The sequence below is a fragment of the Streptomyces sp. NPDC027962 genome (genome assembly GCF_055566095.1).
Window position 1 is genome coordinate 1 of sequence record NZ_JBVHTA010000059.1, and the last position, 21,770, is coordinate 21,770.

Here is a 21,770-nt window from a genome sequence, read left to right on the forward strand (position 1 = left end):
CCGGTCTCCGTGACGATCCGTACGGCCCCCTCACGGAACTCCGGATCGAACTTCCGTCGCTTCTCCGCCATGACTCCCAACTTCCCCTGCAGTCATGGTCTTCACGCTACGAGGGGAGGGACACTTCAGACGGCTTTTCAGGAGGGTGCCCTGCCTAAAGCGGTTGCCTTGGAGCTGAGCTTAGCTGAGTATCCGTACTCATGCCCTGCTGCCCACGTGCGAGGCAGGCTGACCACCATGGATGAGAGGGGCACAACGGAGCGTAGTTTCAGCTGGTACCGGCGCATTGGGCGTACTGACGCCCCGATGGCGGTGTTGGTTGGGGCGGGTGATGTCCTGCTGTGCGTGCTGCTGTTCTGGACCGTCTTCGCTTCGGGGATGACTTTTGGTGCGCCGGATGAGGCCCAGCTAGCAGAGATCGACGCCACCAAACGGCTGGCCGAGCGGCTGTACTTCGGCTGGCTTGCGGGCGGGCTTCTGCTGTTCGGCCTGTTCCGCCTGCCTCGTTCAGCCCTCGCCCACTTGGTGTGCATGGTCGTACCCCCGGCGGCCTTTCTCGCCTACCTTGCGGCGGCCGGGTACTCCACAGAGTTCTGGCTCGGGTCCTCAGCACCGGCCATCGGTTCGGTTTTCTGATCGCGCGTGTAACGATCTCCGCAGCTCAGCCCACTGCGTCGGCGGCCCCGCCTCGTGAAAAGCTGCGCGAAGACCCCTCAGCGCGAGTGGCCCGACGGTGCCCCGGTTGCGCGGAACTGTTGGCGCTCCAAAGGTCGCCCGCCCGAAGGGCGGTCCCTCTTGCTCTTCTCTCTGACGGGTACCCCGCCGACAGGACCGGTGATAGCGAGGAGGTCCGGGGCCGGGATGGCTGCGTACGACCCGGTGCACGACTCCGGTCCGACCGGACGCTATCGGCTAACACCCTGGTCAAGGGCCGTACGGGCCGCTATCGATAGCAGCTCTTCAGGAGGCAGAGCCGGGCCCTCTGTGGGCCCTCCGAGGGCGACCAATGACGACCGACAACGACCAACAGCGACTGCCCGACCGCAGGTCAGTTGGATTGCGCGCCCCGCTGACCAGGGGCGGAAAACGGGCCCCCCAGACCCAGGGCAAGAAGAAGTAGCCCGACCCCTGGAAGCACGCAGCGAGGGCCCCGTCAGGGACGGGGCCCTCGCCGTATGAGTGGGGCGTCAGCCGCAGCAGCCCCCGCACTGGCAGGGTGCGCCGGACTGGCAGCCGCAGCCGCAGCCGGAGCCACAGCCGCAGGCGCCGAGGACGGGCAGGAAGACCACTTCGCGCGGGGCTTCCTGTCGAGGCTCGGGCGTGGGGGATTCGGCCATGGGTCCCTCCTCAAGGGCGTACGGGATAGCCGCCTCGCCCATTGCATGCCCACCCGGCCGGGCGCATCAACGGCGCACACGCGCAAGCGCCCCCCGTACGCGCCGTGGGCTCCCCTATGCGCCCTCCACCGCGGTCTGCTGCTGGAGCTCGTCCGCGTGCTCACCCGTCACCAGGTACACCACGCGCTTGGCGACCGACACCGCGTGGTCGGCGAAGCGCTCGTAGTAGCGGCCGAGCAGCGTCACGTCGACGGCGGTCTCGATGCCGTGCTTCCAGCGGTCGTCCATCAGGTGCTGGAAGAGCGTCCGGTGCAGCAGGTCCATCTCGTCGTCGTCCTGCTCCAGCTGGAGCGCCAGGTCGACGTCCTTGGTGATGATGACCTCCGCCGCCTTGGCCATCAGGCGCTGCGCCAGCTGTCCCATCTGCAGGATCGTGGCGTGCAGGTCGTTCGGCACGGCGCGGTCGGGGAAGCGCAGCCGGGCCAGCTTGGCCACGTGCTGGGCCAGGTCGCCCGAGCGCTCCAGGTCGGCGCTCATCCGCAGCGAGGTGACCACGATCCGCAGATCCGTGGCGACCGGCTGCTGCCGGGCCAGCAGCGCGATCGCCCTGGCCTCCAGGTCGTGCTGCAGATCGTCGACCTTCTGGTCGGCGGCGATCACGTTCTCGGCGAGCTTGAGGTCCGCGTCGAGCATGGCCGTGGTGGCGCGCCCGATCGCCGACCCGACCAGCCGGGCCATCTCGACCAGGCCCTCGCCGATCGAGTCCAGTTCCTCGTGGTACGCGTCACGCATGGGTGTCCCTCTCTTGATGCGACCGGGGTCCGGGTGGGGCTCGAACCCCACGCTCCCACGTTCAGGTCAACAGGAGTCTGTCGGCTCCATCCCAAATGAACCGACACTTTCCCCTTGGTGAACTCTGAGCGACGACTGTTCGAGCTGCCACCCGATTGGCTGGGAGAGTGCCCCGGACCACGCATAACCTGAATGCATGGACGTGAACGCGGCGGTTGCCGCAGCGGCAGCGATCGCCGGTCTCTGCACCGGTGTCATCGCCGTGCTGGCGTTCCGCTGGAGCGAGCGAGAACAGAAACGACCCACGAGGACATCGCTCCACACCGATGCCGTGCTCCCGCCGGGAGTCGACACGGTCCTCTCCGTGCTCCGCTCCTCCGCGGTGGTCCTCGACGAGTCCGACTCCGTCGTCAAGGCCAGCTCCGCGGCGTACGCCCTCGGACTGGTACGCGGCGGCAAGCTCGCCGTCGAACCGATGCTGCACATGGCCCGCGACACCCGGCGCGACGGCGAGATACGCCAGGTCGAGCTGGACCTGCCGCGCCGCGGCACCGGGCGTGGCGAAGCCCTCGCCGTCTCCGCCCGTGTCGCCCCGCTCGGCTCCCGCCTCGTCCTGCTCCTCGTCGAGGACCTGACAGAGGCGCGCCGCATAGAGGCCGTGCGGCGCGACTTCGTCGCCAACGTCAGCCACGAGCTCAAGACACCCGTGGGTGCGCTTTCCCTGCTCTCTGAGGCGGTCATGGACGCCTCGGACGACCCTGAGGCGGTCACCCGCTTCGCCGGCCGTATGCAGATCGAGGCGACCCGGCTCACCAACCTCGTACAGGAGCTCATCGACCTCTCCCGGGTGCAGAACGACGACCCGCTGGAGGACTCCGAGCCCGTGAAAGTGGAGGAACTGGTCGCAGAGGCCATCGACCGCTCCCGGCAGACCGCGTCCGCCAAGCAGATCACCATGGCGGCCGGAGCCGCCTCCGACCTGCGGATCTGGGGCAACCGCGGCAAGCTCGCCGCCGCACTCGGCAATCTCGTCGAGAACGCCGTCAACTACTCCCCGGCCCGCACTCGGGTCGGCATCTCCGCCCGCCGCGTCAACGCTCCGGGCGGGGACCTGATCGAGATCGCCGTGACCGACCAGGGCATCGGCATCTCCGAGAAGGACCGTGAGCGCATCTTCGAACGTTTCTACCGGGTCGACCCCGCCCGCTCCCGCGCCACCGGAGGCACCGGCCTGGGACTCGCCATCGTCAAACACGTGGCCGCCTCGCACGGCGGGGAGGTCACCCTGTGGAGCTCCGAGGGACAGGGCTCCACCTTCACGCTGCGGCTGCCCGAAGCGGGTGCCGCGAAGGAACGCGCAACAACCACCGGTCCGGATCGCGTCGACGAGGACGACGACCGGCCTTACGACACCGATCCGAACAGCGAATTTCCTGCCCCGGAGGTCCTTCCGTGACCCGAGTGCTCGTCGTCGAGGATGAGGAATCCTTCAGCGACGCCCTGTCGTACATGCTCCGCAAGGAGGGCTTCGAGGTCGCTGTCGCGGCCACCGGCCCCGACGGACTCGACGAGTTCGAGCGCAACGGCGCCGACCTCGTACTCCTCGACCTGATGCTGCCCGGCCTGCCCGGCACCGAGGTGTGCCGCCAGCTGCGGGGCCGCTCGAACGTGCCGGTCATCATGGTGACCGCCAAGGACAGCGAGATCGACAAGGTCGTCGGGTTGGAGATAGGAGCCGACGACTACGTCACCAAGCCGTTCTCCTCGCGGGAGCTGGTCGCCCGTATCCGCGCGGTCCTGCGCCGCCGCGGTGAGCCGGAGGAGGTCACGCCGGCGGCCCTGGAGGCCGGGCCGGTGCGGATGGACGTGGACCGCCACGTCGTCACCGTCTCCGGCGGCAAGGTGGACCTTCCGCTGAAGGAGTTCGACCTGCTGGAGATGCTGCTGCGCAATGCGGGCCGGGTCCTGACCCGTATGCAGCTGATCGACCGGGTCTGGGGCGCGGACTACGTGGGCGACACCAAGACCCTCGACGTCCACGTGAAGCGCCTGCGCGCCAAGATCGAGCCCGACCCGGGTGCGCCCCGCTACCTGGTGACGGTCCGCGGTCTGGGCTACAAGTTCGAGCCGTAGGCCGGCCACGAGCAACTGAGAAGCACGACGAACAAGAGGGCGCCCGCCGGAAACCGGCGGGCGCCCTCTTCGCTTCCCGCAAGCGGTCAGTGATCCGCCTCGTGCGACGCGGAGGCCTCGTCGGACGGCTCGTCCGCCTCACTGCCCGCTGCCTCCGTGTCACCCGGCTCGGTCGCCTCGCCGGTGGGGCTGCCGGAGGGCGAACCGCTCGCAGAGTCCGACGGCGTCGCCGTCGCGGACGGCGTCGGCATCGCGCTCGGGCCGAAGTCCTTGAAGTAGTTGATCGCCGGGACGACCAGCGCCTGCACCTTGACGTCGCCGGTCTCGCTGAAGCGGAAGACGACCTCGCGCACCGCGCCGTTGCTCAGGTCCTGGTTGCCGCCCTCGACGACGGCGGACGCGTTGCCCTGCCCACCGATGATCAGCCGGCCCTGCGCGGGGACGGTGACGGCGCCCGAACCCTTGGCGGGGCTGAGCTTCACCTTGGCGTCGTAGTCCGGCAGCGTGATCGACTCGAGGGTCTGGGCCTTCGCGCCGTCGTTGAAGATCGTCAGCACGACCGCCGCCGGGCCCTTGGCGTTCGCCTCTGGCTGGGTGACGACGTTGACGTTCTGAAGCTTGAGACTGTCCACCGACGTCGCGGCGTTGTCCGGCTTCACGCCGAGTGTCTGCGCGTCGTTGCCCGCACCGCAGGCGGAGAGCGAGGCGATCGAGAAGACGACGGCAGCGCCCGCGAGGGCACCGCGTCGAAGGCTGCTGCTCACGGCGGCGGCTTCTCCTTCTGTGTACGGACTGTGTACGGGAGGGGCGTGGTGGCGGCTGTCGCCGGCCAAGGGCCTGACGGCCCGCGCTCAGGTTACCGAGCCGTCGATCTGGCCCCGCACCCGACCCGCCCCTTTGCCCGGCCGGCTGGTGCGAAGCTCCGGCCGGACCCGTTCGTGCCTTCCGCTCGAGCCGCACCGCGCGTTGTTCACATAACCGCAGTGATCAATTTCCGGGAGGGCCACACATTCCTCACGAATACCCGCCGGTGATCAATTCGGGATTCGCGGCCGTGTCCGTCCGTACGGGTGATCGGCGGCCGAACGGAGTACGGGAAGTTCACCGTCGGGAATCCGGCAAATCGGGACGTTCGCCCTACCTGGAGGGGGTTGTGCGGGGCGTAACGTACGCCTTTCTGTCCGCCCGCGCAGCCGCTCCGACCTGCGAATACCGCACTCCGCAAGCCTTGCGCAGCACGTTCCTGTCGCTGTTGTCAAGCCCCGAGATATGCCCTGACCTGCGAAAACGCCATTCAGAACACGCTGTATCCGTGTTACCCTGGATAGCCACGGAAGGGGTACCTGTCACATGACGTTCAAGGTTGGCGACACCGTGGTCTATCCCCATCACGGGGCCGCGCTGATCGAGGCCATCGAAACTCGCCAGATCAAAGGCGTGGACAAGACCTACTTGGTGCTCAAAGTCGCCCAGGGCGACCTGACGGTTCGCGTGCCAGCGGACAATGCGGAGTTCGTCGGCGTACGCGATGTGGTCGGCCAGGACGGACTGGACCGGGTCTTCGAGGTGCTGCGTGCACCGTATGCCGAAGAGCCGACGAACTGGTCCCGTCGCTACAAGGCAAATCTCGAGAAGCTCGCCTCCGGCGATGTCATCAAGGTCGCCGAAGTGGTGCGTGACCTGTGGCGTCGTGAGCGTGAGCGCGGATTGTCCGCCGGTGAGAAGCGGATGCTCGCAAAGGCGCGCCAGATCCTCGTCAGCGAGCTCGCCCTCGCGGAGAACACCAACGAGGACAAGGCCGAGGCTCTGCTCGACGAGGTGCTCGCGTCCTGACGCAGCACTGATTCACCACGATTGATTGATCACTGTGATTGATCATGATTAATGCCGCGGTGCCCGTCGGCATGCTGTGAAATCACTTCCGTGAAGTCCAGCTTGTCGCCGGGCCCTGCGGCATGTTCGTCGCCGCGGCCTGCTGGTGTCGTGTGTCGTCCTGTTCGTGTCCTGCTTGGACGTGCCTGCCCGAGCGGGAAGGTCCAAAACCTGCTGCCGACACTCTGCTGTGCCGGGCCCGGGGCGGCTGGCGCAGACCAGTGGTCACGGAAGGGTCCGGTCAAGGCGTCGCGCCCGGCACTCCCCCAACCTTCGGCCGGGGGTACCCCCAGGCCATACCCAAGTCGGCCGAGGAAACAAACCTGCCGGAGTGCAACCGATGTCAGACGAATCGCGCCACCACCGCACCGCAGTCGTGATCCCGGCAGCAGGCCGGGGGGTACGACTCGGCCCGGGCGCCCCCAAGGCGCTCCGCGCGCTGAACGGCACGCCCATGCTCGTCCACGCCGTACGCGCCATGGCGGCCTCCCGCGCAGTCTCGCTCGTGGTCGTGATCGCTCCGCCCGACGGCGCACCCGAGGTGAAGCGGCTCCTCGACGCCCACTCCCTGCCCGAGAGGACCGACTACCTGGTCGTACCCGGCGGCGACAGCCGCCAGGAATCGGTACGGCTCGGCATCGAGGCCCTCCCCGAGGGCATCGACACCGTCCTCGTCCACGACGCCGCGCGCCCGCTGGTGCCCGTCGACACCGTGGACGCCGTCATCGAGGCCGTACGGGACGGAGCGGTTGCCGTGGTGCCCGGGCTGCCCCTCGCGGACACCGTCAAGCAGGTCGAAACGGCGCCCAAGGGCGAGCCCGAGCCCGTCGTCGCCACCCCCGAGCGCGCCACGCTGCGGGCCGTGCAGACACCGCAGGGCTTCGACCGCGACACCCTCGTACGGGCCCACGGGACGGTCACCGACAATGTCACCGACGACGCGAGCATGGTCGAGCAGCTCGGGCTGCCGGTCGTGGTCGTCCCCGGCCATGAGGAGGCCTTCAAGGTGACCCGGCCGCTGGATCTCGTACTGGCCGAGGCGGTACTCGCCCGGAGGAGGGCCAACGATGGCTTCTGAGCAGCTCCGACTGCCGCTGGTCGGCATCGGCACCGACGTGCACGCCTTCGAGGCGGGACGCGAACTGTGGTGCGCCGGGCTGTTGTGGGACGACAGCGAGGGGCACGGCCTCGCCGGCCACTCCGACGGTGACGTCGCCGCGCACGCCGCCTGCGACGCGCTGTTCTCCGCCGCGGGCGTCGGTGACCTCGGCGCCCACTTCGGGACATCGCGGCCCGAATGGTCCGGCGCCTCCGGTGTCACCCTGCTCGCCGAGGCCGCGCGGATCGTACGGGCCGCCGGGTTCGAGATCGGCAACGTCTCGATTCAGGTGATAGGGGTCCGCCCGAAGATCGGCAAGCGCCGCGAGGAGGCGCAGAAGACCCTCTCCGCCGCTGTCGGTGCGCCGGTCGCCGTTTCCGGCACGACGACGGACGGCCTCGGACTGACCGGACGGGCAGAGGGGCTCGCCGCCATCGCGACGGCGCTCGTCGTCAGGACCGACTGACAGCGGCCGACTGACAGCGGCCGACCCAGCGGTCGGCGTGCAGCGGCCGCGCGTCCTGCGGCCGACGGGTGGCGGCAGGACGTCCGTGGCCTTCGTCACCTTCATGCCACGCCCTGGCAGGAAACGGTCGCGGGGCACTGCCACGCGCCCACTACCCTTGTTGCGTGACTATTCGCCTGTACGACACCAGCGCCCGGCAGATCCGCGACTTCACCCCTCTCGTGCCGGGTTGTGTCTCGATCTACCTGTGCGGCGCGACCGTGCAGGCGGCCCCGCACATCGGGCACATCCGGTCCGGGCTGAACTTCGACATCATGCGCCGCTGGTTCGAATACCGAGGCTACGACGTCACGTTCATCCGCAACGTGACGGACATCGACGACAAGATCATCGCCAAGGCGGCGGACCAGAACCGCCCCTGGTGGTCGATCGGTTACGAGAACGAGCGCGCGTTCAACGACGGCTACGAGGCACTCGGCTGCCTTCCGCCCACCTATGAACCGCGCGCGACCGGCCATGTCACTGAGATGGTCGAGATGATGCGCGGCCTCATCGAACGCGGTCACGCCTACGAGGCCGACGGCAGCGTCTACTTCGACGTTCGCTCCTTCCCCGACTATCTGGCGCTGTCCAACCAGGACGTCGACGACTTGCGCCAGCCCGCCGAGGAGGGCATCACCGGCAAGCGCGACCCGCGCGACTTCGCCATGTGGAAGGCGACCAAGCCCGGTGAGCCCGCCTGGGAGACCCCGTGGGGCCGCGGCCGTCCCGGCTGGCACCTCGAGTGCTCGGCCATGGCGCACAAGTACCTGGGCGCTGCCTTCGACATCCATGGCGGCGGCCTCGACCTGATCTTCCCGCACCACGAGAACGAGATCGCCCAGGCCAAGGCCTACGGCGACGACTTCGCCTCGTACTGGGTGCACAACGCCTGGGTCACCATGAGCGGCGAGAAGATGTCCAAGTCGCTCGGCAACTCGGTGCTCGTGAGCGAAATGGTCAAGAACTGGCGGCCTGTCGTCCTGCGCTACTACCTCGGCACCCCGCACTACCGCTCGATGATCGAGTACAGCGAGGACGCGCTGCGCGAGGCCGAGTCGGCGTTCGCGCGCATCGAGGGTTTCATCCAGCGGGTCGTGGAGAAGGCGGGCCCGGTCGCCCCGGCCGCAGAGGTGCCGCTCGCCTTCGCCGAGGCCATGGACGACGACCTCGGGGTGCCGCAGGCCCTCGCGATCGTCCACACCACGGTGCGGCAGGGCAACAGCGCACTGGCCGCCGACGACAAGGAAGCCGCCGTCGCCCGCCTCGCCGAGCTGCGCGCCATGCTCGGCGTTCTCGGTCTGGACCCGCTCGATGCACACTGGGTGGGCGAGAACGACCGCGGCGAGGATCTGCACGGCGTCGTCGACACGCTCGTACGGCTTGTGCTCCAGCAGCGCGAGGCGGCAAGGTCCCGCAAGGACTGGGCGACCGCGGACGCCATCCGCGACCAGCTCGGCCAGTCCGGGCTCGTCATCGAGGACAGCCCCGACGGTCCCCGCTGGACACTCGGCCCCCGCTGAGCACCATGCGCGATGTGCCGCCCGGGCGACCGGGCGGCACACTTCCATACGTGGACGTAACTACGTACACACTTTTGATCGAGTGAACGAGCTTCACGGAAACAGGTAGGTCTAAGTCATGGCCGGGAACAGCCAGCGCAGGAACCGCCGCACGTCCAACAAGAAGGGCGCGCAGGTCGGCAGCGGTGGCAAGCGACGCCGCGGCCTCGAGGGCAAGGGCCCCACGCCGCCCGCGTCCGCACGCAAGGGGCACGTCAAGAACCGCGTCGCCAACGCCAAGGCGAAGCACTCCGCCCGCAGGCCCGTCGCCCGCCGCGGCGGCAAGGGGACGTCCGAGATGGTCGTCGGGCGCAACCCCGTCTTCGAGGCACTGCGTGACGGTGTGCCCGCCTCGACCCTGTACGTCCAGCAGTTCATCGACAACGACGAGCGGGTGCGCGAGGCGCTCCAGCTCGCCACCGGACGCGGCAACATCAACATCATGGAGGCGCCGCGCCCCGAGCTCGACCGGCTGACGAACGGGCTCAACCATCAGGGCCTGGTGCTCCAGGTCCCGCCGTACGAGTACGCCCACCCAGAGGACCTCGCGGCCGCCGCCTTCGACGACGGCGAGGACCCGCTGATCATCGCCCTCGACGGCGTCACCGACCCGCGCAACCTGGGTGCGGTCGTCCGTTCCGTCTCCGCCTTCGGCGGCCATGGCGTCGTCGTCCCCGAGCGCCGCGCCGCCGGTATGACGGCGGGCGCCTGGAAGACGTCGGCGGGTACCGCCGCCCGTACGCCCGTCGCTCGTGCGACCAACCTGACCCGCGCCCTGGAGTCGTACCAGAAGGCCGGGCTGACCGTCGTGGGCCTCGCCGCCGACGGCGAGCACGAGGTCGGCGACCTCGAGGCGCTCGGCGGGCCCCTGGTCATCGTGGTCGGCAGCGAGGGCAAGGGCCTGTCCCGCCTCGTCGGCGAGACCTGCGACTACCTCGTCCGCATCCCCATGCCGGGCGGAGCGGAGTCCCTGAACGCCGGTGTCGCGGCGGGTGTGGTGCTTTACGAGGCGGCCAAGCGGCGCGCCTGAAACGGCGCAGCGGGACGGGGCCGGCGGCGGGTGTCGTACCGGGACCGCGCCGGGCGCCGGACCGAGGTGTCTGCTTTCGCAGGTTTCTGGTGGACGTTTCGGACGGCCTTGGGGTGCAAAACGGTTGATAAGGAGCGCTTGACGGGTCTCGGACAGATCGGGCCCGTCACGGCCGTGCCCTAAACACACGTCACTCGGTTAGATGAGTGTGGACACCAGAACGCCCCGGTCCGGGTTCGATGATCAGCCTGCGCTGAGCATGGTCAAGGTGGACTGCGATCCCGCGCAGGTCATCGTCAGTCACGCCAGCTTCCGGGTGCAGCTCGCCCAGCGCCCGCGCCCCGCACGCGCCATGGCGAACTCCGCGCGCCTCGCCCCGCTCGCCGGCTCCGGCCCGGCGGGCCGGCGCAGGGCGCCCGTCGTGTGGAGCGGCAGGTCGGCCCCCGGCGACTCCGGCGCGACCGGACTGCTCCAGGCCGTACGCAACTCCACCCTGGAACACGACGCCTACAGCGCGGGTGCCACCCAGGTCATCCCGCGCATCGCGCTCGACGAGACTGTCGAAGGGGCCGCGGTCACCGCACCGGGCGGCCCCGGCCACCGGGACCGGCCGCTGCTGCCGCCCATGCGTCAGGCGGTCGGCTCCTACGACTCGTATCCCCCGTACGACCAGCCGTCCTTCTCCCCCCAGCCGCCCTACGACACAGGGACGTACGACACAGGGACGTACGACGCGGGAACGTACGAGGTGGAGCCCTACGGGGAGCCGTACGACGACGTGGCCCAGGACCGGGCCTGGGAGGAGCGGCGCGTACCGCAGCGTCACGGCGCCGACTCCGTACGGCACGCGTACTACCCCGGCCGCCGCATGAACCTCGGAGTGGTGCTCCTGCCGCTGCGCCTGCTCCTCGGCTTCACCTCCATCTACGCCGGCATGGGCAAGCTCTGCGACCCCGTCTACTTCGACGGCGGCGACCGGGGCTCCATGGTCAAGTGGCTCAACTCCCTGAACCCGTGGGCACTCGCGGAGCCGCTGCGCGACTTCGCGGTCGGCCACCCCGTCGGTGCCGGCCTCACTGTCGCCTTCCTCCAGGTCATCGTCGGTGTCCTGACCGTCCTCGGCCTGTGGCAGCGCGTCGGCGCGGTCGTCGGCGTGCTGCTGTCCGCCGCGCTGATCCTGACCGTGAGCTGGAAGAGCGTCCCCGTCTACGACACACCGGACATCATCTATCTCGCCGCCTGGTCCCCGCTGATCATCGCGGGCGCGCCCGTCTACTCGATCGACGGACGCCTCGCCGGCGAGGCGTGGCGCACCCTCGGGCCGCGGTCCGCCCTGTGGGACCTGCGCAGGCGCGTCCTGAGGCGCGGCGGTCTCGTCGCCGCCGTCGTCGTCGGACTCACCATGCTCGTGGGCTCGATCCTCGGTGGCGCCGTCCGCTCCACCGAGATGGTCACCGTGCCGGGACCGAACGGGAATCCGACGAACCACCTGCCGGGCGCCCCGCTGCCCAAGGAGTCCGGCCGCGAACGCAGTCCCTCCGGTCCACGTAAGGACAAGCCCTCGCCGTCCGCCAGCCGCGCCTCGCAGAAGCCGAAGGAGGAGGCGTCCGAGCCCACGGAGGAGACCGTGCGGGAGACCGGACGGGTCGCCGGTACGCCCAGCCAGACGCAGGGCAGCGGCCAGCAGCCCCCCACCTCTTCCCAGCCCGCCCCGCCGCCGCCGTCCGGCACGACGGGCCCGACCTCGACGGGCGGCAGCAGCTCCGGCGGCACCACCGGCGGCGGCTCGACAGGCGGCTCAGGAGGCTCCGGCGGCAGCAGCGGGGGCGGCAGCTCCGAGGGTGGCGGTGTGATCGGCGGCCTGCTGGGCTGAGCGGCGGGCCCCGCGACGACGCGAGGAGGGGCGGCCACCGGAATCCGGTGGCCGCCCCTCCTGTTGTCCCGCGAGGCCCTATGGCCTTTCTTGTCCCGTTTGCCCGTTTGCCCGTTTGCCCGTTTGCCCGCTTGCCGCGCGCCTGCGTCAACGCAGCTTCACGTCCAGCTCCTTGGCCGCCTCTGTGAGGTCCTTGGCGGTGTCGATGGCCCGCCAGTAGGCGCCGTTCGGCAAGGGAAAGCCCGCCAGCCGGCGCTCACGGGCCAGCCGCGGAAAGGTCGTTCGCTCATGGTCGCCCACTTCGGGCAGCAGCTTCTTGAACTCCGCCGAGAAGACGTACACGCCCGCGTTGATCAGGTACGGCGAGGGCGGCGACTCGATGAAGTCGGTGATGTGCCCGAAGGCGTCGGTCTCGACGGCGCCCCAGGGGATGCGGGGCCGCGCGAGCGCGAGGGTCGCGGTGGCGTCGCGCTCGGCGTGGAAGGCGGCCATCTCGCGGAGCGAGAAGCGGGTCCAGATGTCGCCGTTGGTCGCGTACCAGGGCTGGTCCTGGTACGGCAGCCCGGCGGCGGCGTACCTCAGACCGCCGCCGCGGCCCAGCGGCTCGGTCTCCACGACGGTGGTGACGCGCAGGGGCAGCACGGCGCTGTCCAGCCACTCCTGGAGGACGTCGGCGAGATGCCCACAGGACACCACGGCGTCGGTCACGCCCTCTTCCGCCAGCCAGGCAAGCTGATGGCCGATGATCGGGGTCCCGGTTCCGGGGATCTCGACCATCGGCTTGGGGCGGTCGTCGGTGTACGGGCGCAGCCGCGAGCCCTGGCCGCCCGCCAGGACCACGGCCTGCGTCGGAAACGTAGGCGTTTGCATGCCGTGAACGATATGCGGGCCGCCGGCCGCGGCGCGTCCCGGCTCCGTGCGTCGGGAACTCGGCCGGCGCCCACCCGCTCCGGGGTCGGGCTCTGGAGCGCCACCACTTCAGGACCGGGGTCTGCGGGCTCTCCTGAGCCCGGCAGCGGCCCCTGGAGGCCTTCAGGGGCCCGGTTGTCCCCGTACCGGGGGCCGGTTGTTCCGTACCGGGCCCGGGGCCTCTTACGAGCCCTGGGCCTGCTGGGAGACGCCGGTGGCGAAGGACGTGTCGCAGACGGGCCGGGAGTATCGCTGGGCGCGCGTCGGTCCGTACAGATCCACGGCGGCGCGGCCGAGGGCCTGGGCGATGGACATGCAGTGCTGGGCGAGCGAGGGCCGTGCCTCGACCTCGCGCTGGAGGTGGGTGAGCGCGACACCCGGGTCCTTCGCCTGTAGCTCGGTCAGCAGCCGGTCGCGCAAAACGTCCTGCGGAGCGCGGGACTTCGCGCGCACGGAGACGTTCTCCGAGGAGGCGGTGAGCATCTGCGACTCTGTGGCCTTCCCCGCCCACGGGACGGCGGTGACCGCCAGGGTTCCGGAGAGCACCAGGACGACAGGCAGAACGAGGGCGAGAGTGCGGCCGATTCGGCGGGCTGTGTGGGTCACGCGAGCGAGCGTAGCGGCCAGTGATGATTTGGCGACATTTAGTCACTCACGTGAGGGACGGTTCGAGGGTTCTTTTCGGATCGCGTGTTGACGCCGGGTGACGCAATGCCCCGAATGCCCCTGTGTGCCGGGGTATTTGTCCAATTACCCGAAAAGCCGGGCCCGTACCGATGTGCGGGCCCGGCCTCTCGATGACTGCTGAGCTCAGTCGCCCGGTCTCAGTCGCTGAGCCGCTCACCCGTCGAGGTCGAGAAGACGTGGAGTTCGCCGGCGCGCGGCACGACGTGCAGCTCGCTGCCCTTGTCCGGGACGGAGCGGCCGCCGACGCGGACGACGAGGTCCTTGTGCCCCCCGCCGACCTGGGCGGAGCCGTAGACGTAACCGTCGGCGCCGAGCTCCTCGACGACGTTCACGGCCACGGCGAGGCCTGCCGGGGCGTCCTTGGAGAGCGTCCTGGCGTCGCCGCCGCCGTGCTCGACAACGTCGAAGTGCTCGGGGCGGACGCCGACCGTGACGGTCGTGTCGCCCTTGTCGGCGGCGGCGGAGAGGGCCTCGCGGGAGACCGGGACGATGCTGTTGCCGAACTTCACGCCACCGTCGGTGATCGGCACCTCGACCAGGTTCATGGCCGGGGAGCCGATGAAGCCGGCGACGAAGAGGTTGGCCGGGCGGTCGTACATGTTGCGCGGCGAGTCGACCTGCTGGAGCAGACCGTCCTTCAGCACGGCGACACGGTCACCCATGGTCATGGCCTCGACCTGGTCGTGCGTCACGTACACGGTCGTGATGCCGAGACGGCGCTGGAGCGAGGCGATCTGCGTACGCGTCGAGACACGGAGCTTGGCGTCGAGGTTCGACAGCGGCTCGTCCATGAGGAAGACCTGCGGCTCACGCACGATGGCGCGTCCCATCGCGACACGCTGCCGCTGACCACCGGAGAGCGCCTTCGGCTTGCGGTCCAGGTACTCGCTGAGGTCGAGGATCTTGGCGGCCTCTTCGACCTTCTTGCGGATCTCGCTCTTGTTGACGCCGGCGATCTTGAGCGCGAAGCCCATGTTGTCGGCGACGGTCATGTGCGGGTAGAGCGCGTAGTTCTGGAACACCATGGCGATGTCCCGGTCCTTGGGCGGCAGGTGCGTGACGTCGCGGTCGCCGATCCGGATGGATCCGCCGTTGACGTCCTCGAGACCCGCGAGCATGCGCAGGGAGGTCGACTTGCCACAGCCGGAAGGCCCGACGAGTACGAGGAACTCGCCGTCCTCGGTCTCGATCTCGAGCTGGTCGACGGCGGGCTTGTCGGAACCCGGGTAGATCCGGGTCGCCTTGTCGAACGTGACAGTAGCCATGCTGATGTGTCTCCTTCACCGGCAGGAACGTGCCGGACGATCCGAGTAAGGGAGTGGTGTAGTCCAACGGTGTGAACCTGCCGCGACGCTACCTGGCCATATGGCATCTGTCAGCAGTTCACGTCCGACGAATTTTCGACCGCGGCGGCGCTGCGGTTGGTTACACTGCTCTGGCTGCCTCCTTAGCTCAGCTGGCCAGAGCACCGCTCTTGTAAAGCGGGGGTCGTCGGTTCGAACCCGACAGGGGGCTCCAGCGCGAAGGCCCCCAGCCGATCATGGCTGGGGGCCTTCGGTATCCAGCATCCGACATCAACGGCGCCCGGCGGCGTGAAGCGTCGGCGATCTTTCGCGCTCCGGGCCGATGCCGGTGCCGGGCGAATGGCGTCGGCGGTCCGGCTCACGGCTGCGTCCGCCCGCGCGCCTCGTGCGGAATTCGAGTCGGCGCCAGCTCCGCGGAAAGTGTGACCAAAGTCCCTTCTGTCCGCGAGACTTGGGTGTTGCGGGGCGTTCGTGGGGACCTGGGGAGGGGTGCGTCGGATGGGGCGACGTTCGGGCGGGTTGATCTCGGCGTGGGCGGAGGTGCAGCGGCAGCAGCAGCGGCAGCGGGAAGCGCAGCAGGTGGCGGTGGTGCGGCAGCAGCGGCAGCAGGAGCGCCGGCAGCGCGAGCACGCGCGGGACATGGCCCGGATGCACCGTGAGCAGCGAGCCGCGTACCGGAGCCGGCGGGAGCAGGAGGCCTTGCTCCGTTCGCAGGAGATCGACGCGCAGGTCGCGGTGCTGGAGGGGCTTCTGGCCGAGGGGTGCGCGGCGGCCCCGTTCCGGGTGGAGGCGTTCCGTCAGGAGGAGCGCGTCGAACCGTTTGCGCCGGGGGCGCTGGCCCAGCCGGTCGTGATGCCGGACCCTGCCAGGTACCGGGCGGACGGGGGCGCGTGGACCGCCGCCGGGAGGGCGCAGGCCGAGCAGCAGGCGCGGGCGCGATTCGAGCGGGACTGGTACGCGGCGCAGGCGGCGGAATCACGGCGGCTGGCGGACCTCGCGGCGTACAGGCAGCAGTACGAGGCTTGGGCATCGGCCCGTCTGGCGGAGATCAGGACGCACAACGCGGGCATCGAGGACATGTCCCGGGCGCTGCGGGCGGGAGAGCCGGACACGGTGGTGGAGTACTTCTCGGCTGCCCTTTACGCGTCGGCTGCTTGGCCGGACGGGTTTCCGCGCCAGGTGTCCGCAGCGTACGACCGGTCTGCCCGGCAACTCGTGCTCGACTGGGAGCTGCCGGCCTACCAGGTGGTGCCGGAGGCCAAGGGGGTGCGCTATCTGGTGGGGACGGACCAGGAGAAGGTCGTCCAGCGGCCTGCCGCACAGCGGCGTGCGCTGTACCGCGACGTCCTGGCGCAGAGTGTGCTGCTGGCGGTGCGCGAGTTGTTCGCAGCCGATGCGCATGGGCTTCTGGACGGGGTCGCCCTCAACGGCTTCGTCGACGACGTGGACCCGGCGACCGGCCGCGCCGGACGGGAGGTCGTTGCCTCTTTGGCCGTGGACCGGACACAGTTCCAACAGGTGAATCTCGCCCTTGTCAGCGCGGTGGAATGCCTGACGGGCGGACTCGGAGGGCATCTGTCCGGCCGTCCCGACCAGCGAACTCCGGTGAGCGCGGTCCGCACCCCCACGCAGGTCGGCTCCGGCGTGGTGTCCCACGGGGGCGGCGAGGAACCGGACCTCATGGCGATGGACCCGATCGCGTTCGAAGGGCTCGTTGCCGAGTTGTTCCGTGCCCGCGGGTTCCAGGCGATGACGACGCAGCGATCGAACGACGGCGGCGTGGACGTGGACGCCGTCGATCCCGACCCCATCAGCGGCGGGAAGATCGTCGTGCAGGTGAAGCGGTACCGCAGGACGGTTCCGGTCGCTGCGGTGAGGGAGCTCTTCGGCACAGTGCAGGCGAGCGGGGCCAACAAGGGTGTGCTGGTGACCACGTCGGGTTTCGGCCCCGGGGCGTACACCTTCGCCAACGGCAAGCCTCTGACACTCGTCTCGGGCGCGGAACTGGTCGAACTGCTGCACACGCACGGTCTGCGCGGTCGGCTCGGTGACCGGTCGGCTCCCGCGCCGGTGAGCCCGGAGCCTTCGGCGGACACGGAACCGGAGCCCGGTGACGACGACACCTTCGAGGCGGACTTCAACGTCCTCGGCATGTCCTGGTCCGGAGGGGTGGCGCTGGACGTCTGTGCCCTTCTCTGCTCGGGCGGCCGGGTGCTCGGCGACGACTATTTCGTCTTCTTCAACAACCATGCGACACCGGAGGGCTCGGTGCGGATGCTCGGTCCGTTCGCCGGTGACCGGGCGGCGGTCCGGGTCGCGTTCGACGCGCTGCCGGCGGCGGCCGACCGCCTTGTGCTGGTGGCCGCCGTCGATCCGGAGGTGAACCCGGATGCCGATCTGCAGAGCTTCACGGACGCCGGCATCCGGTTGCGCGACTCCTCCGGAGCGGAGCTGGACCGCTTGGTCGTGTCGGACGGACGGCCTGGTGAGACGGCGCTGGTGCTGGGGTCCTTCCGGCGGCGGGCTTCCGGGGACTGGGACTTCGTGCTGGGCGGCAAGGGGTACGTCGGCGGGCTGGAGGAACTGGTCGGAGACTTCGGGATCGAGGTGGCGTGACACGTCCCTGCGTGGCGGCTCCCGGCTCTGTGGGCCAGGGCCGCCCCGGGGGAGTCAGTGGCGGCCGGAGATCTTGTCGGCCCAGGTGGCGATGCGGTCCGTCGTGGGGGTGTGGGTGGTGGATTCGCGGTCGTCGGCCTTGCGGTAGGCCGCGTAGAGGGTCTGGACGCCGAGCCAGCGCAGGGGTTCCGGTTCCCATTTGCGGACCTTGTGGTTGACCCAGGGGAGCGCGGTCAGGTCGGTGGGGCCCGACTGGCCGGAGTCCTGCTGGATCAGGTCGCGCAGGGTGCGGGCGGCCAGGTTCGAGGTGGCCACGCCGGAGCCGACGTAGCCGCCGGCCCAGCCGAGGCCGGTGGAGCGGTCGAGGGTGGCGGTGGCGCACCAGTCGCGGGGGACGCCGAGGACGCCGGACCAGGCGTGGTCGACGCGGGCGCCGGCGGTGACGGGGAAGAAGCGGACGAGGATGTCCCTGAGCGCCTCGATGGTGGCGGGCTGGGTGCGGCCGTTGTTGTCCGTCTTGGAGCCGTAGCGGTACGGGACGCCGCGGCCGCCGACGGCGATGCGGTTGTCGGCGGTGCGCTGGGCGTACATGTAGGCGTGGGCCATGTCGCCGAGGGTTTCGCGGCCGGACCAGCCGATCTCGGACCAGACGTGATCGGGGAGGGGCTCCGTGACGATCATGGAGGAGTTCATCGGGAGCCAGGTGCGGTGCTGGCCCTTGAGGGATGCGGTGAAGCCTTCGGTGCAGCGCAGGATGTACGGGGCGCGGACCGTGCCGTAGGGGGTGACGGCGTGTTTGGGCCGGATCTCCGTCACAGGGGTGGATTCGTGGATGGTGACGCCGAGGGCTTCGACGGCCGCGGCGAGGCCCTTGACGAGCTTCACGGGGTGCAGCCGGGCCCCGTGCGGGGTCCAGCTGGAGGCCACCGCGCCGGTGACGCGGATGCGTTCCGCGGTCTCGCGGGCGCCGACGAGCACCCGGTCCTTCTCGCCGAAGGCGATCTCTACGGCGTGGAAGGCCTTGAGGCGGGCGAGTTGGGCAGGTGAGTGGGCGACCTCGAGGACGCCGCCCTTGTGGATGTCGGCGTCGATCTTCTCGTCCTCGGCGACACGGACGACTTCGTCGACGGTGTCGTTCATGGCCTGCTGGAGGCGGACGGCGGCGTCATGGCCGTGGAGCTTCGCGTAACGGTCGCGTCCGGCGATGCCGTTGTAGAGCCAGCCGCCGTTGCGCCCCGAGGCGCCGTAGCCGCAGAACCTGCCTTCAAGGACGGTGATGTTGAGGAAGGGCACGGCCTTCTTGAGGTAGTACGCGGTCCACAGGCCGGTGTACCCGCCGCCGACGATGCAGACGTCGGCGTTGGCGTCCCCGGGCAGGGGCTCGCGGGGGACGGACATGCCGTCCTGTGCGTACCAGAACGATATGCCGCCGTTGACGGTGTTCATGTCGGTTGCTGCTTTCCCTGCCGGTGGTCGCGTCGGTGGGCGCGTCTGTGTGGCGGGAATTTACTGGTCCGGGACGGTTTCCGCGACGTGTGCTCCGTACGATCGCGGGGTGATCGACATTCCGGACGAGCTGGTGGCGTCGCAGGTCAGGTTCAACGGGGAGGCCGGTCGGGCCTTTGTGGCGGAGCTGCCGCGCAGGGCCGAGGAGTTCACCGAGCGGTGGGGGCTGCGGGTGGCCGGGCCGTCCATGCACAAAATGGCCTCGCTGGTCGTTCCGGTCGAGCGCGCGGCGGACAGGGCGCCGGCGGTGCTGAAGATGCAACTTCTCGACGAGGAGAACGCCGGCGAGGGTCCGGCGCTGCGGGCCTGGGCCGGGGACGGGGCCGTACGGCTGCTGGAGCACGATCCGGACACGGGGACGCTGCTGCTCGAGCGGCTGGACCACGGCCGTCATCTGTCGTCGGTGGCGGACAGCCGGGAGGCGACCCGCGTGCTGGCGGGGCTGCTGGCGAGGTTGTCGCCGGTGGCGGCGCCCGAGGGCATGCGGCGGCTGGGCGACATCGCGGCTGGGATGCGGCGCCGGCTGCCGGAGGTGGTGGGGTGGCTGGCGGACGAGGGGGAGCGGCGGTTGCTCGCGGACTGTGCGGCGGCGCTGCGGGAGGTGGCGGGGGAGCCGGGCGACCGGCTGCTGCACTGGGACCTGCACTTCGACAACGTGCTGGCGGCGGAGCGTGAGCCGTGGCTGGTGATCGACCCGAAGCCGCTCGCGGGGGACCCCGGCTTCGAACTGCTGCCCGCACTGTGGAACCGGTTCGACCCGGACGAGGTGCTGTGGCGGTTCGACCTGATGACCGAGGTGCTGGGGCTGGACCGCGAGCGGGCGCGGGCATGGACGCTCGGACGGGTGCTGCAGAACGGGCTCTGGGAGGCGGAGGAGGGAGAGGACGAGCTCGACAGGAGTCAGGTGTTCATTGCGCGGACGCTGCTGGCACGGTAGGCGCCAGGGCAGGCAGTCTGTGCGCATGATTCGTACTGCTACGCCTGACGACGTGCCCGTCATCCACGAGATGGTGCGGGAGCTCGCGGACTACGAGAAGGCCCTGGACGAGGCGAACGCGACCGAGGAGCAGCTGCGTGAGGCGCTGTTCGGTGAGCGCCCCGCCGCGTACGCGCACATCGCGGAGACGGACGACGGCCAAGCCGCCGGATTCGCCCTGTGGTTCCTGAACTTCTCGACGTGGCGCGGTGTGCACGGCATCTACCTGGAGGACCTGTACGTGCGGCCGCAGCTGCGGGGCGGCGGCCACGGCAAGGCGCTGCTGACGGAGCTGGCACGGATCTGTGTGGCGCGGGGCTATGAGCGCCTGGAGTGGTCGGTGCTGGACTGGAACACCCCGTCGATCAACTTCTACAAATCGCTGGGGGCCGGGCCGCAGGACGAGTGGACGGTGTACCGGCTGACCGACGAGGCGTTGACGACTCTCGGGTCGTAGCACGTCAGGGGAGGGCCGGGGGCCTTGAGGGATCGGACGGGCCTAAGGGATCAGGACGACCTTGCCGACCGTGCCGCGGGTTTCGAGGGCGCGATGGGCGTCCGCGGCGTCGGCGAGGGCGTACCGCTGGACAGCCGGCCGGAGCCGGCCGGCGGCGGCTTCGCCGAGGGAGCGGATTTCGAGGGCGCGCAGGCCACCGGCCTTTTCGAGCATGGCGGGGCCGAGGACGCTTTGTGAGCTGATGCCGCGTTCCGCGAGTTCTTCCTCGGTGAAGGTGAGGGGGCTGTTCGAGGCGATGCCCTGGCTGGACCAGCCGAAGACGATGTGCCTGCCGCCCTTGCCCAGGAGGTCGACGGCGGCGCGGCCGGCGTCGCCGCCGACGGAGTCGTAGACCACGGTGGCGCGTCGGTCGCCGAGGTAACTCCTTACGGTGTCGGGCCAGCCGGGTCGCTTGTAGTCGACGGCGATGTCGGCACCGCCCGCGAGGACCCGGGCCGTCTTGTCGGGGCCGCCGGCGAGGCCGATCACGGTGGCGCCGGCGTTCTTGGCGTACTGGACGATCAGGGTGCCGATGCCGCCCGCTGCGGCGGGAACGATGGCGATGTCGTCGGGGCCGAGGTCGGTGTACTGGAGGATGCCGAGGGCGGTGCGTCCGGTGCCGATCATGGCGACCGCTTCGGCTTCGTCGAGGTCGCCGGGGATCTCGTGGAGTCTGGCGGCGTCGGTGACGGCGAGTTCCGCGTAGCCGCCCGGGTTCATGCCGAGGTGGGCGACGACGCGCTTGCCGAGCCAGTCCGGGTCGGTGCCCTCTCCCAGGGATTCGACGACTCCGGCGACCTCGCGGCCCGGGATGGTGGGCAGGTCGGCAGGCGCGCCGAAGGGGCCCTGTGCACCTTGGCGCAGCGTGGTGTCGAGGAGGTGGACGCCCGCGGCGGCGACGGCGATCCGTACCTGGCCGGGGCCGGGTACGGGATCGTCGACGGTCTCGTGGGCGAGGTTCTCCGCGGGGCCGAAGGCGTGCAGGCGGATGGCATGCATGGAGTGGGCTCCCTCTCGGTGGGTGACGCTCCGGGTGGTGACGGGCCCACTCTTCGACCTCAAGCGCGCTTGAG

General features: G+C 70.0%; 19 protein-coding genes and 1 tRNA gene. 13 read left to right on the forward strand and 7 right to left on the reverse strand.

Annotated elements, in window-relative coordinates:
- Window positions 1-306 precede the first annotated feature (306 nt).
- Window positions 307-636 (forward strand): hypothetical protein, encoded by a 330-nt coding sequence (locus tag ACZ4SA_RS34095; RefSeq protein ID WP_468281868.1) that lies wholly within the window; start codon window positions 307-309, stop codon window positions 634-636.
- Between the two features lie 815 nt (window positions 637-1,451).
- Here the strand turns inward: ACZ4SA_RS34095 and phoU are convergent.
- Window positions 1,452-2,129, reverse strand: coding sequence for a phosphate signaling complex protein PhoU (gene phoU, locus ACZ4SA_RS34100; RefSeq protein ID WP_468281870.1), 678 nt, complete (start codon window positions 2,127-2,129; stop codon window positions 1,452-1,454).
- 196 nt (window positions 2,130-2,325) lie between these two features.
- Here phoU and phoR point away from each other — a divergent pair, with 196 nt between their 5' ends.
- Together phoR and phoP are read left to right on the forward strand one after the other, a co-directional pair.
- Window positions 2,326-3,585: a two-component system sensor histidine kinase PhoR gene (phoR, locus tag ACZ4SA_RS34105; protein WP_468281872.1), complete on the forward strand. Its 1,260-nt coding sequence runs from the start codon at window positions 2,326-2,328 to the stop codon at window positions 3,583-3,585.
- A gap of 5 nt (window positions 3,586-3,590) precedes the next feature.
- Window positions 3,591-4,262 (forward strand): two-component system response regulator PhoP, encoded by a 672-nt coding sequence (gene phoP, locus ACZ4SA_RS34110; RefSeq protein WP_465270246.1) that lies wholly within the window; start codon window positions 3,591-3,593, stop codon window positions 4,260-4,262.
- 86 nt (window positions 4,263-4,348) lie between these two features.
- Here the strand turns inward: phoP and ACZ4SA_RS34115 are convergent, their stop codons facing one another.
- On the reverse strand, window positions 4,349-5,026 hold the full coding sequence (locus ACZ4SA_RS34115; RefSeq protein WP_468281874.1) for a copper chaperone PCu(A)C domain-containing protein: 678 nt from the start codon (window positions 5,024-5,026) through the stop codon (window positions 4,349-4,351).
- Between the two features lie 586 nt (window positions 5,027-5,612).
- Here ACZ4SA_RS34115 and ACZ4SA_RS34120 point away from each other — a divergent pair.
- From ACZ4SA_RS34120 to ACZ4SA_RS34145, 6 genes are all read left to right on the forward strand, one after another.
- On the forward strand, window positions 5,613-6,095 hold the full coding sequence (locus ACZ4SA_RS34120; RefSeq protein WP_003953493.1) for a CarD family transcriptional regulator: 483 nt from the start codon (window positions 5,613-5,615) through the stop codon (window positions 6,093-6,095).
- Window positions 6,096-6,474: 379 nt separating this feature from the next.
- Entirely contained in the window at window positions 6,475-7,212 is a 738-nt protein-coding gene (gene ispD / locus ACZ4SA_RS34125; RefSeq protein WP_468281876.1) for a 2-C-methyl-D-erythritol 4-phosphate cytidylyltransferase, read from the forward strand.
- Window positions 7,202-7,699, forward strand: a complete 498-nt coding sequence (gene ispF / locus ACZ4SA_RS34130; RefSeq protein ID WP_468281878.1) for a 2-C-methyl-D-erythritol 2,4-cyclodiphosphate synthase — start codon at window positions 7,202-7,204, stop codon at window positions 7,697-7,699. The genes ispD and ispF overlap by 11 nt, the downstream gene beginning before the upstream one ends.
- Window positions 7,700-7,863: 164 nt before the next feature.
- A complete protein-coding gene (cysS, locus tag ACZ4SA_RS34135; RefSeq protein WP_468281880.1) occupies window positions 7,864-9,261 on the forward strand; it encodes a cysteine--tRNA ligase in 1,398 nt (465 codons plus the stop codon).
- A 118-nt stretch (window positions 9,262-9,379) separates the two neighbouring features.
- Window positions 9,380-10,330, forward strand: coding sequence for a 23S rRNA (guanosine(2251)-2'-O)-methyltransferase RlmB (gene rlmB / locus ACZ4SA_RS34140; protein WP_468281882.1), 951 nt, complete (start codon window positions 9,380-9,382; stop codon window positions 10,328-10,330).
- 202 nt (window positions 10,331-10,532) lie between these two features.
- The gene (locus ACZ4SA_RS34145; protein ID WP_468281884.1) at window positions 10,533-12,203 is read left to right on the forward strand and encodes a DoxX family protein; all 1,671 of its coding nucleotides are present in this window, start codon (window positions 10,533-10,535) and stop codon (window positions 12,201-12,203) included.
- A 147-nt stretch (window positions 12,204-12,350) separates the two neighbouring features.
- On the opposite strand, the gene ACZ4SA_RS34150 is transcribed toward ACZ4SA_RS34145, so the two are convergent.
- From ACZ4SA_RS34150 to ACZ4SA_RS34160, 3 genes are all read right to left on the reverse strand, one after another.
- On the reverse strand, window positions 12,351-13,073 hold the full coding sequence (locus ACZ4SA_RS34150; protein ID WP_468281886.1) for a nucleotidyltransferase family protein: 723 nt from the start codon (window positions 13,071-13,073) through the stop codon (window positions 12,351-12,353).
- Between the two features lie 222 nt (window positions 13,074-13,295).
- Complete coding sequence (locus ACZ4SA_RS34155) at window positions 13,296-13,718, reverse strand: hypothetical protein (RefSeq protein WP_468281888.1); 423 nt, start codon at window positions 13,716-13,718, stop codon at window positions 13,296-13,298.
- A gap of 218 nt (window positions 13,719-13,936) precedes the next feature.
- On the reverse strand, window positions 13,937-15,064 hold the full coding sequence (locus ACZ4SA_RS34160) for an ABC transporter ATP-binding protein (RefSeq protein WP_468281890.1): 1,128 nt from the start codon (window positions 15,062-15,064) through the stop codon (window positions 13,937-13,939).
- A 176-nt stretch (window positions 15,065-15,240) separates the two neighbouring features.
- Between ACZ4SA_RS34160 and ACZ4SA_RS34165 the strand changes: the two genes are divergently transcribed.
- A tRNA-Thr gene (locus tag ACZ4SA_RS34165) sits at window positions 15,241-15,317 on the forward strand.
- 284 nt (window positions 15,318-15,601) lie between these two features.
- Window positions 15,602-17,719: a restriction endonuclease gene (locus ACZ4SA_RS34170; RefSeq protein WP_468281892.1), complete on the forward strand. Its 2,118-nt coding sequence runs from the start codon at window positions 15,602-15,604 to the stop codon at window positions 17,717-17,719.
- Window positions 17,720-17,773: 54 nt separating this feature from the next.
- Here ACZ4SA_RS34170 and ACZ4SA_RS34175 read toward each other — a convergent pair whose 3' ends face one another.
- Window positions 17,774-19,165, reverse strand: a complete 1,392-nt coding sequence (locus ACZ4SA_RS34175) for an NAD(P)/FAD-dependent oxidoreductase (RefSeq protein WP_468281894.1) — start codon at window positions 19,163-19,165, stop codon at window positions 17,774-17,776.
- A gap of 109 nt (window positions 19,166-19,274) precedes the next feature.
- Between ACZ4SA_RS34175 and ACZ4SA_RS34180 the strand changes: the two genes are divergently transcribed.
- Window positions 19,275-20,162, forward strand: a complete 888-nt coding sequence (locus tag ACZ4SA_RS34180; RefSeq protein WP_468281896.1) for an aminoglycoside phosphotransferase family protein — start codon at window positions 19,275-19,277, stop codon at window positions 20,160-20,162.
- A gap of 25 nt (window positions 20,163-20,187) precedes the next feature.
- Window positions 20,188-20,658 carry a GNAT family N-acetyltransferase gene (locus ACZ4SA_RS34185; RefSeq protein ID WP_468281898.1) on the forward strand — a complete coding sequence of 157 codons (471 nt, stop codon included), beginning with the start codon at window positions 20,188-20,190 and terminating at the stop codon, window positions 20,656-20,658.
- Window positions 20,659-20,700: 42 nt separating this feature from the next.
- Here the strand turns inward: ACZ4SA_RS34185 and ACZ4SA_RS34190 are convergent, their stop codons facing one another.
- On the reverse strand, window positions 20,701-21,696 hold the full coding sequence (locus ACZ4SA_RS34190; RefSeq protein ID WP_468281900.1) for a zinc-binding dehydrogenase: 996 nt from the start codon (window positions 21,694-21,696) through the stop codon (window positions 20,701-20,703).
- Window positions 21,697-21,770 lie beyond the last annotated feature (74 nt).

What these genes read in the sequence shown, in the direction of transcription:
- ACZ4SA_RS34145 (WP_468281884.1), top strand. Translation starts at nt 10,533, where the DNA reads ATGAGTGTGGACACCAGAACGCCCCGGTCCGGGTTCGATGATCAGCCT.
- ACZ4SA_RS34150 (WP_468281886.1), bottom strand. Translation starts at nt 13,073, where the DNA reads ATGCAAACGCCTACGTTTCCGACGCAGGCCGTGGTCCTGGCGGGCGGC.
- ispF (WP_468281878.1), top strand. Translation starts at nt 7,202, where the DNA reads ATGGCTTCTGAGCAGCTCCGACTGCCGCTGGTCGGCATCGGCACCGAC.
- ACZ4SA_RS34120 (WP_003953493.1), top strand. Translation starts at nt 5,613, where the DNA reads ATGACGTTCAAGGTTGGCGACACCGTGGTCTATCCCCATCACGGGGCC.
- ACZ4SA_RS34185 (WP_468281898.1), top strand. Translation starts at nt 20,188, where the DNA reads ATGATTCGTACTGCTACGCCTGACGACGTGCCCGTCATCCACGAGATG.
- ACZ4SA_RS34160 (WP_468281890.1), bottom strand. Translation starts at nt 15,064, where the DNA reads ATGGCTACTGTCACGTTCGACAAGGCGACCCGGATCTACCCGGGTTCC.
- ispD (WP_468281876.1), top strand. Translation starts at nt 6,475, where the DNA reads ATGTCAGACGAATCGCGCCACCACCGCACCGCAGTCGTGATCCCGGCA.
- ACZ4SA_RS34175 (WP_468281894.1), bottom strand. Translation starts at nt 19,165, where the DNA reads ATGAACACCGTCAACGGCGGCATATCGTTCTGGTACGCACAGGACGGC.
- ACZ4SA_RS34190 (WP_468281900.1), bottom strand. Translation starts at nt 21,696, where the DNA reads ATGCATGCCATCCGCCTGCACGCCTTCGGCCCCGCGGAGAACCTCGCC.
- ACZ4SA_RS34095 (WP_468281868.1), top strand. Translation starts at nt 307, where the DNA reads ATGGCGGTGTTGGTTGGGGCGGGTGATGTCCTGCTGTGCGTGCTGCTG.
- rlmB (WP_468281882.1), top strand. Translation starts at nt 9,380, where the DNA reads ATGGCCGGGAACAGCCAGCGCAGGAACCGCCGCACGTCCAACAAGAAG.
- phoU (WP_468281870.1), bottom strand. Translation starts at nt 2,129, where the DNA reads ATGCGTGACGCGTACCACGAGGAACTGGACTCGATCGGCGAGGGCCTG.
- phoR (WP_468281872.1), top strand. Translation starts at nt 2,326, where the DNA reads ATGGACGTGAACGCGGCGGTTGCCGCAGCGGCAGCGATCGCCGGTCTC.
- ACZ4SA_RS34170 (WP_468281892.1), top strand. Translation starts at nt 15,602, where the DNA reads ATGGGGCGACGTTCGGGCGGGTTGATCTCGGCGTGGGCGGAGGTGCAG.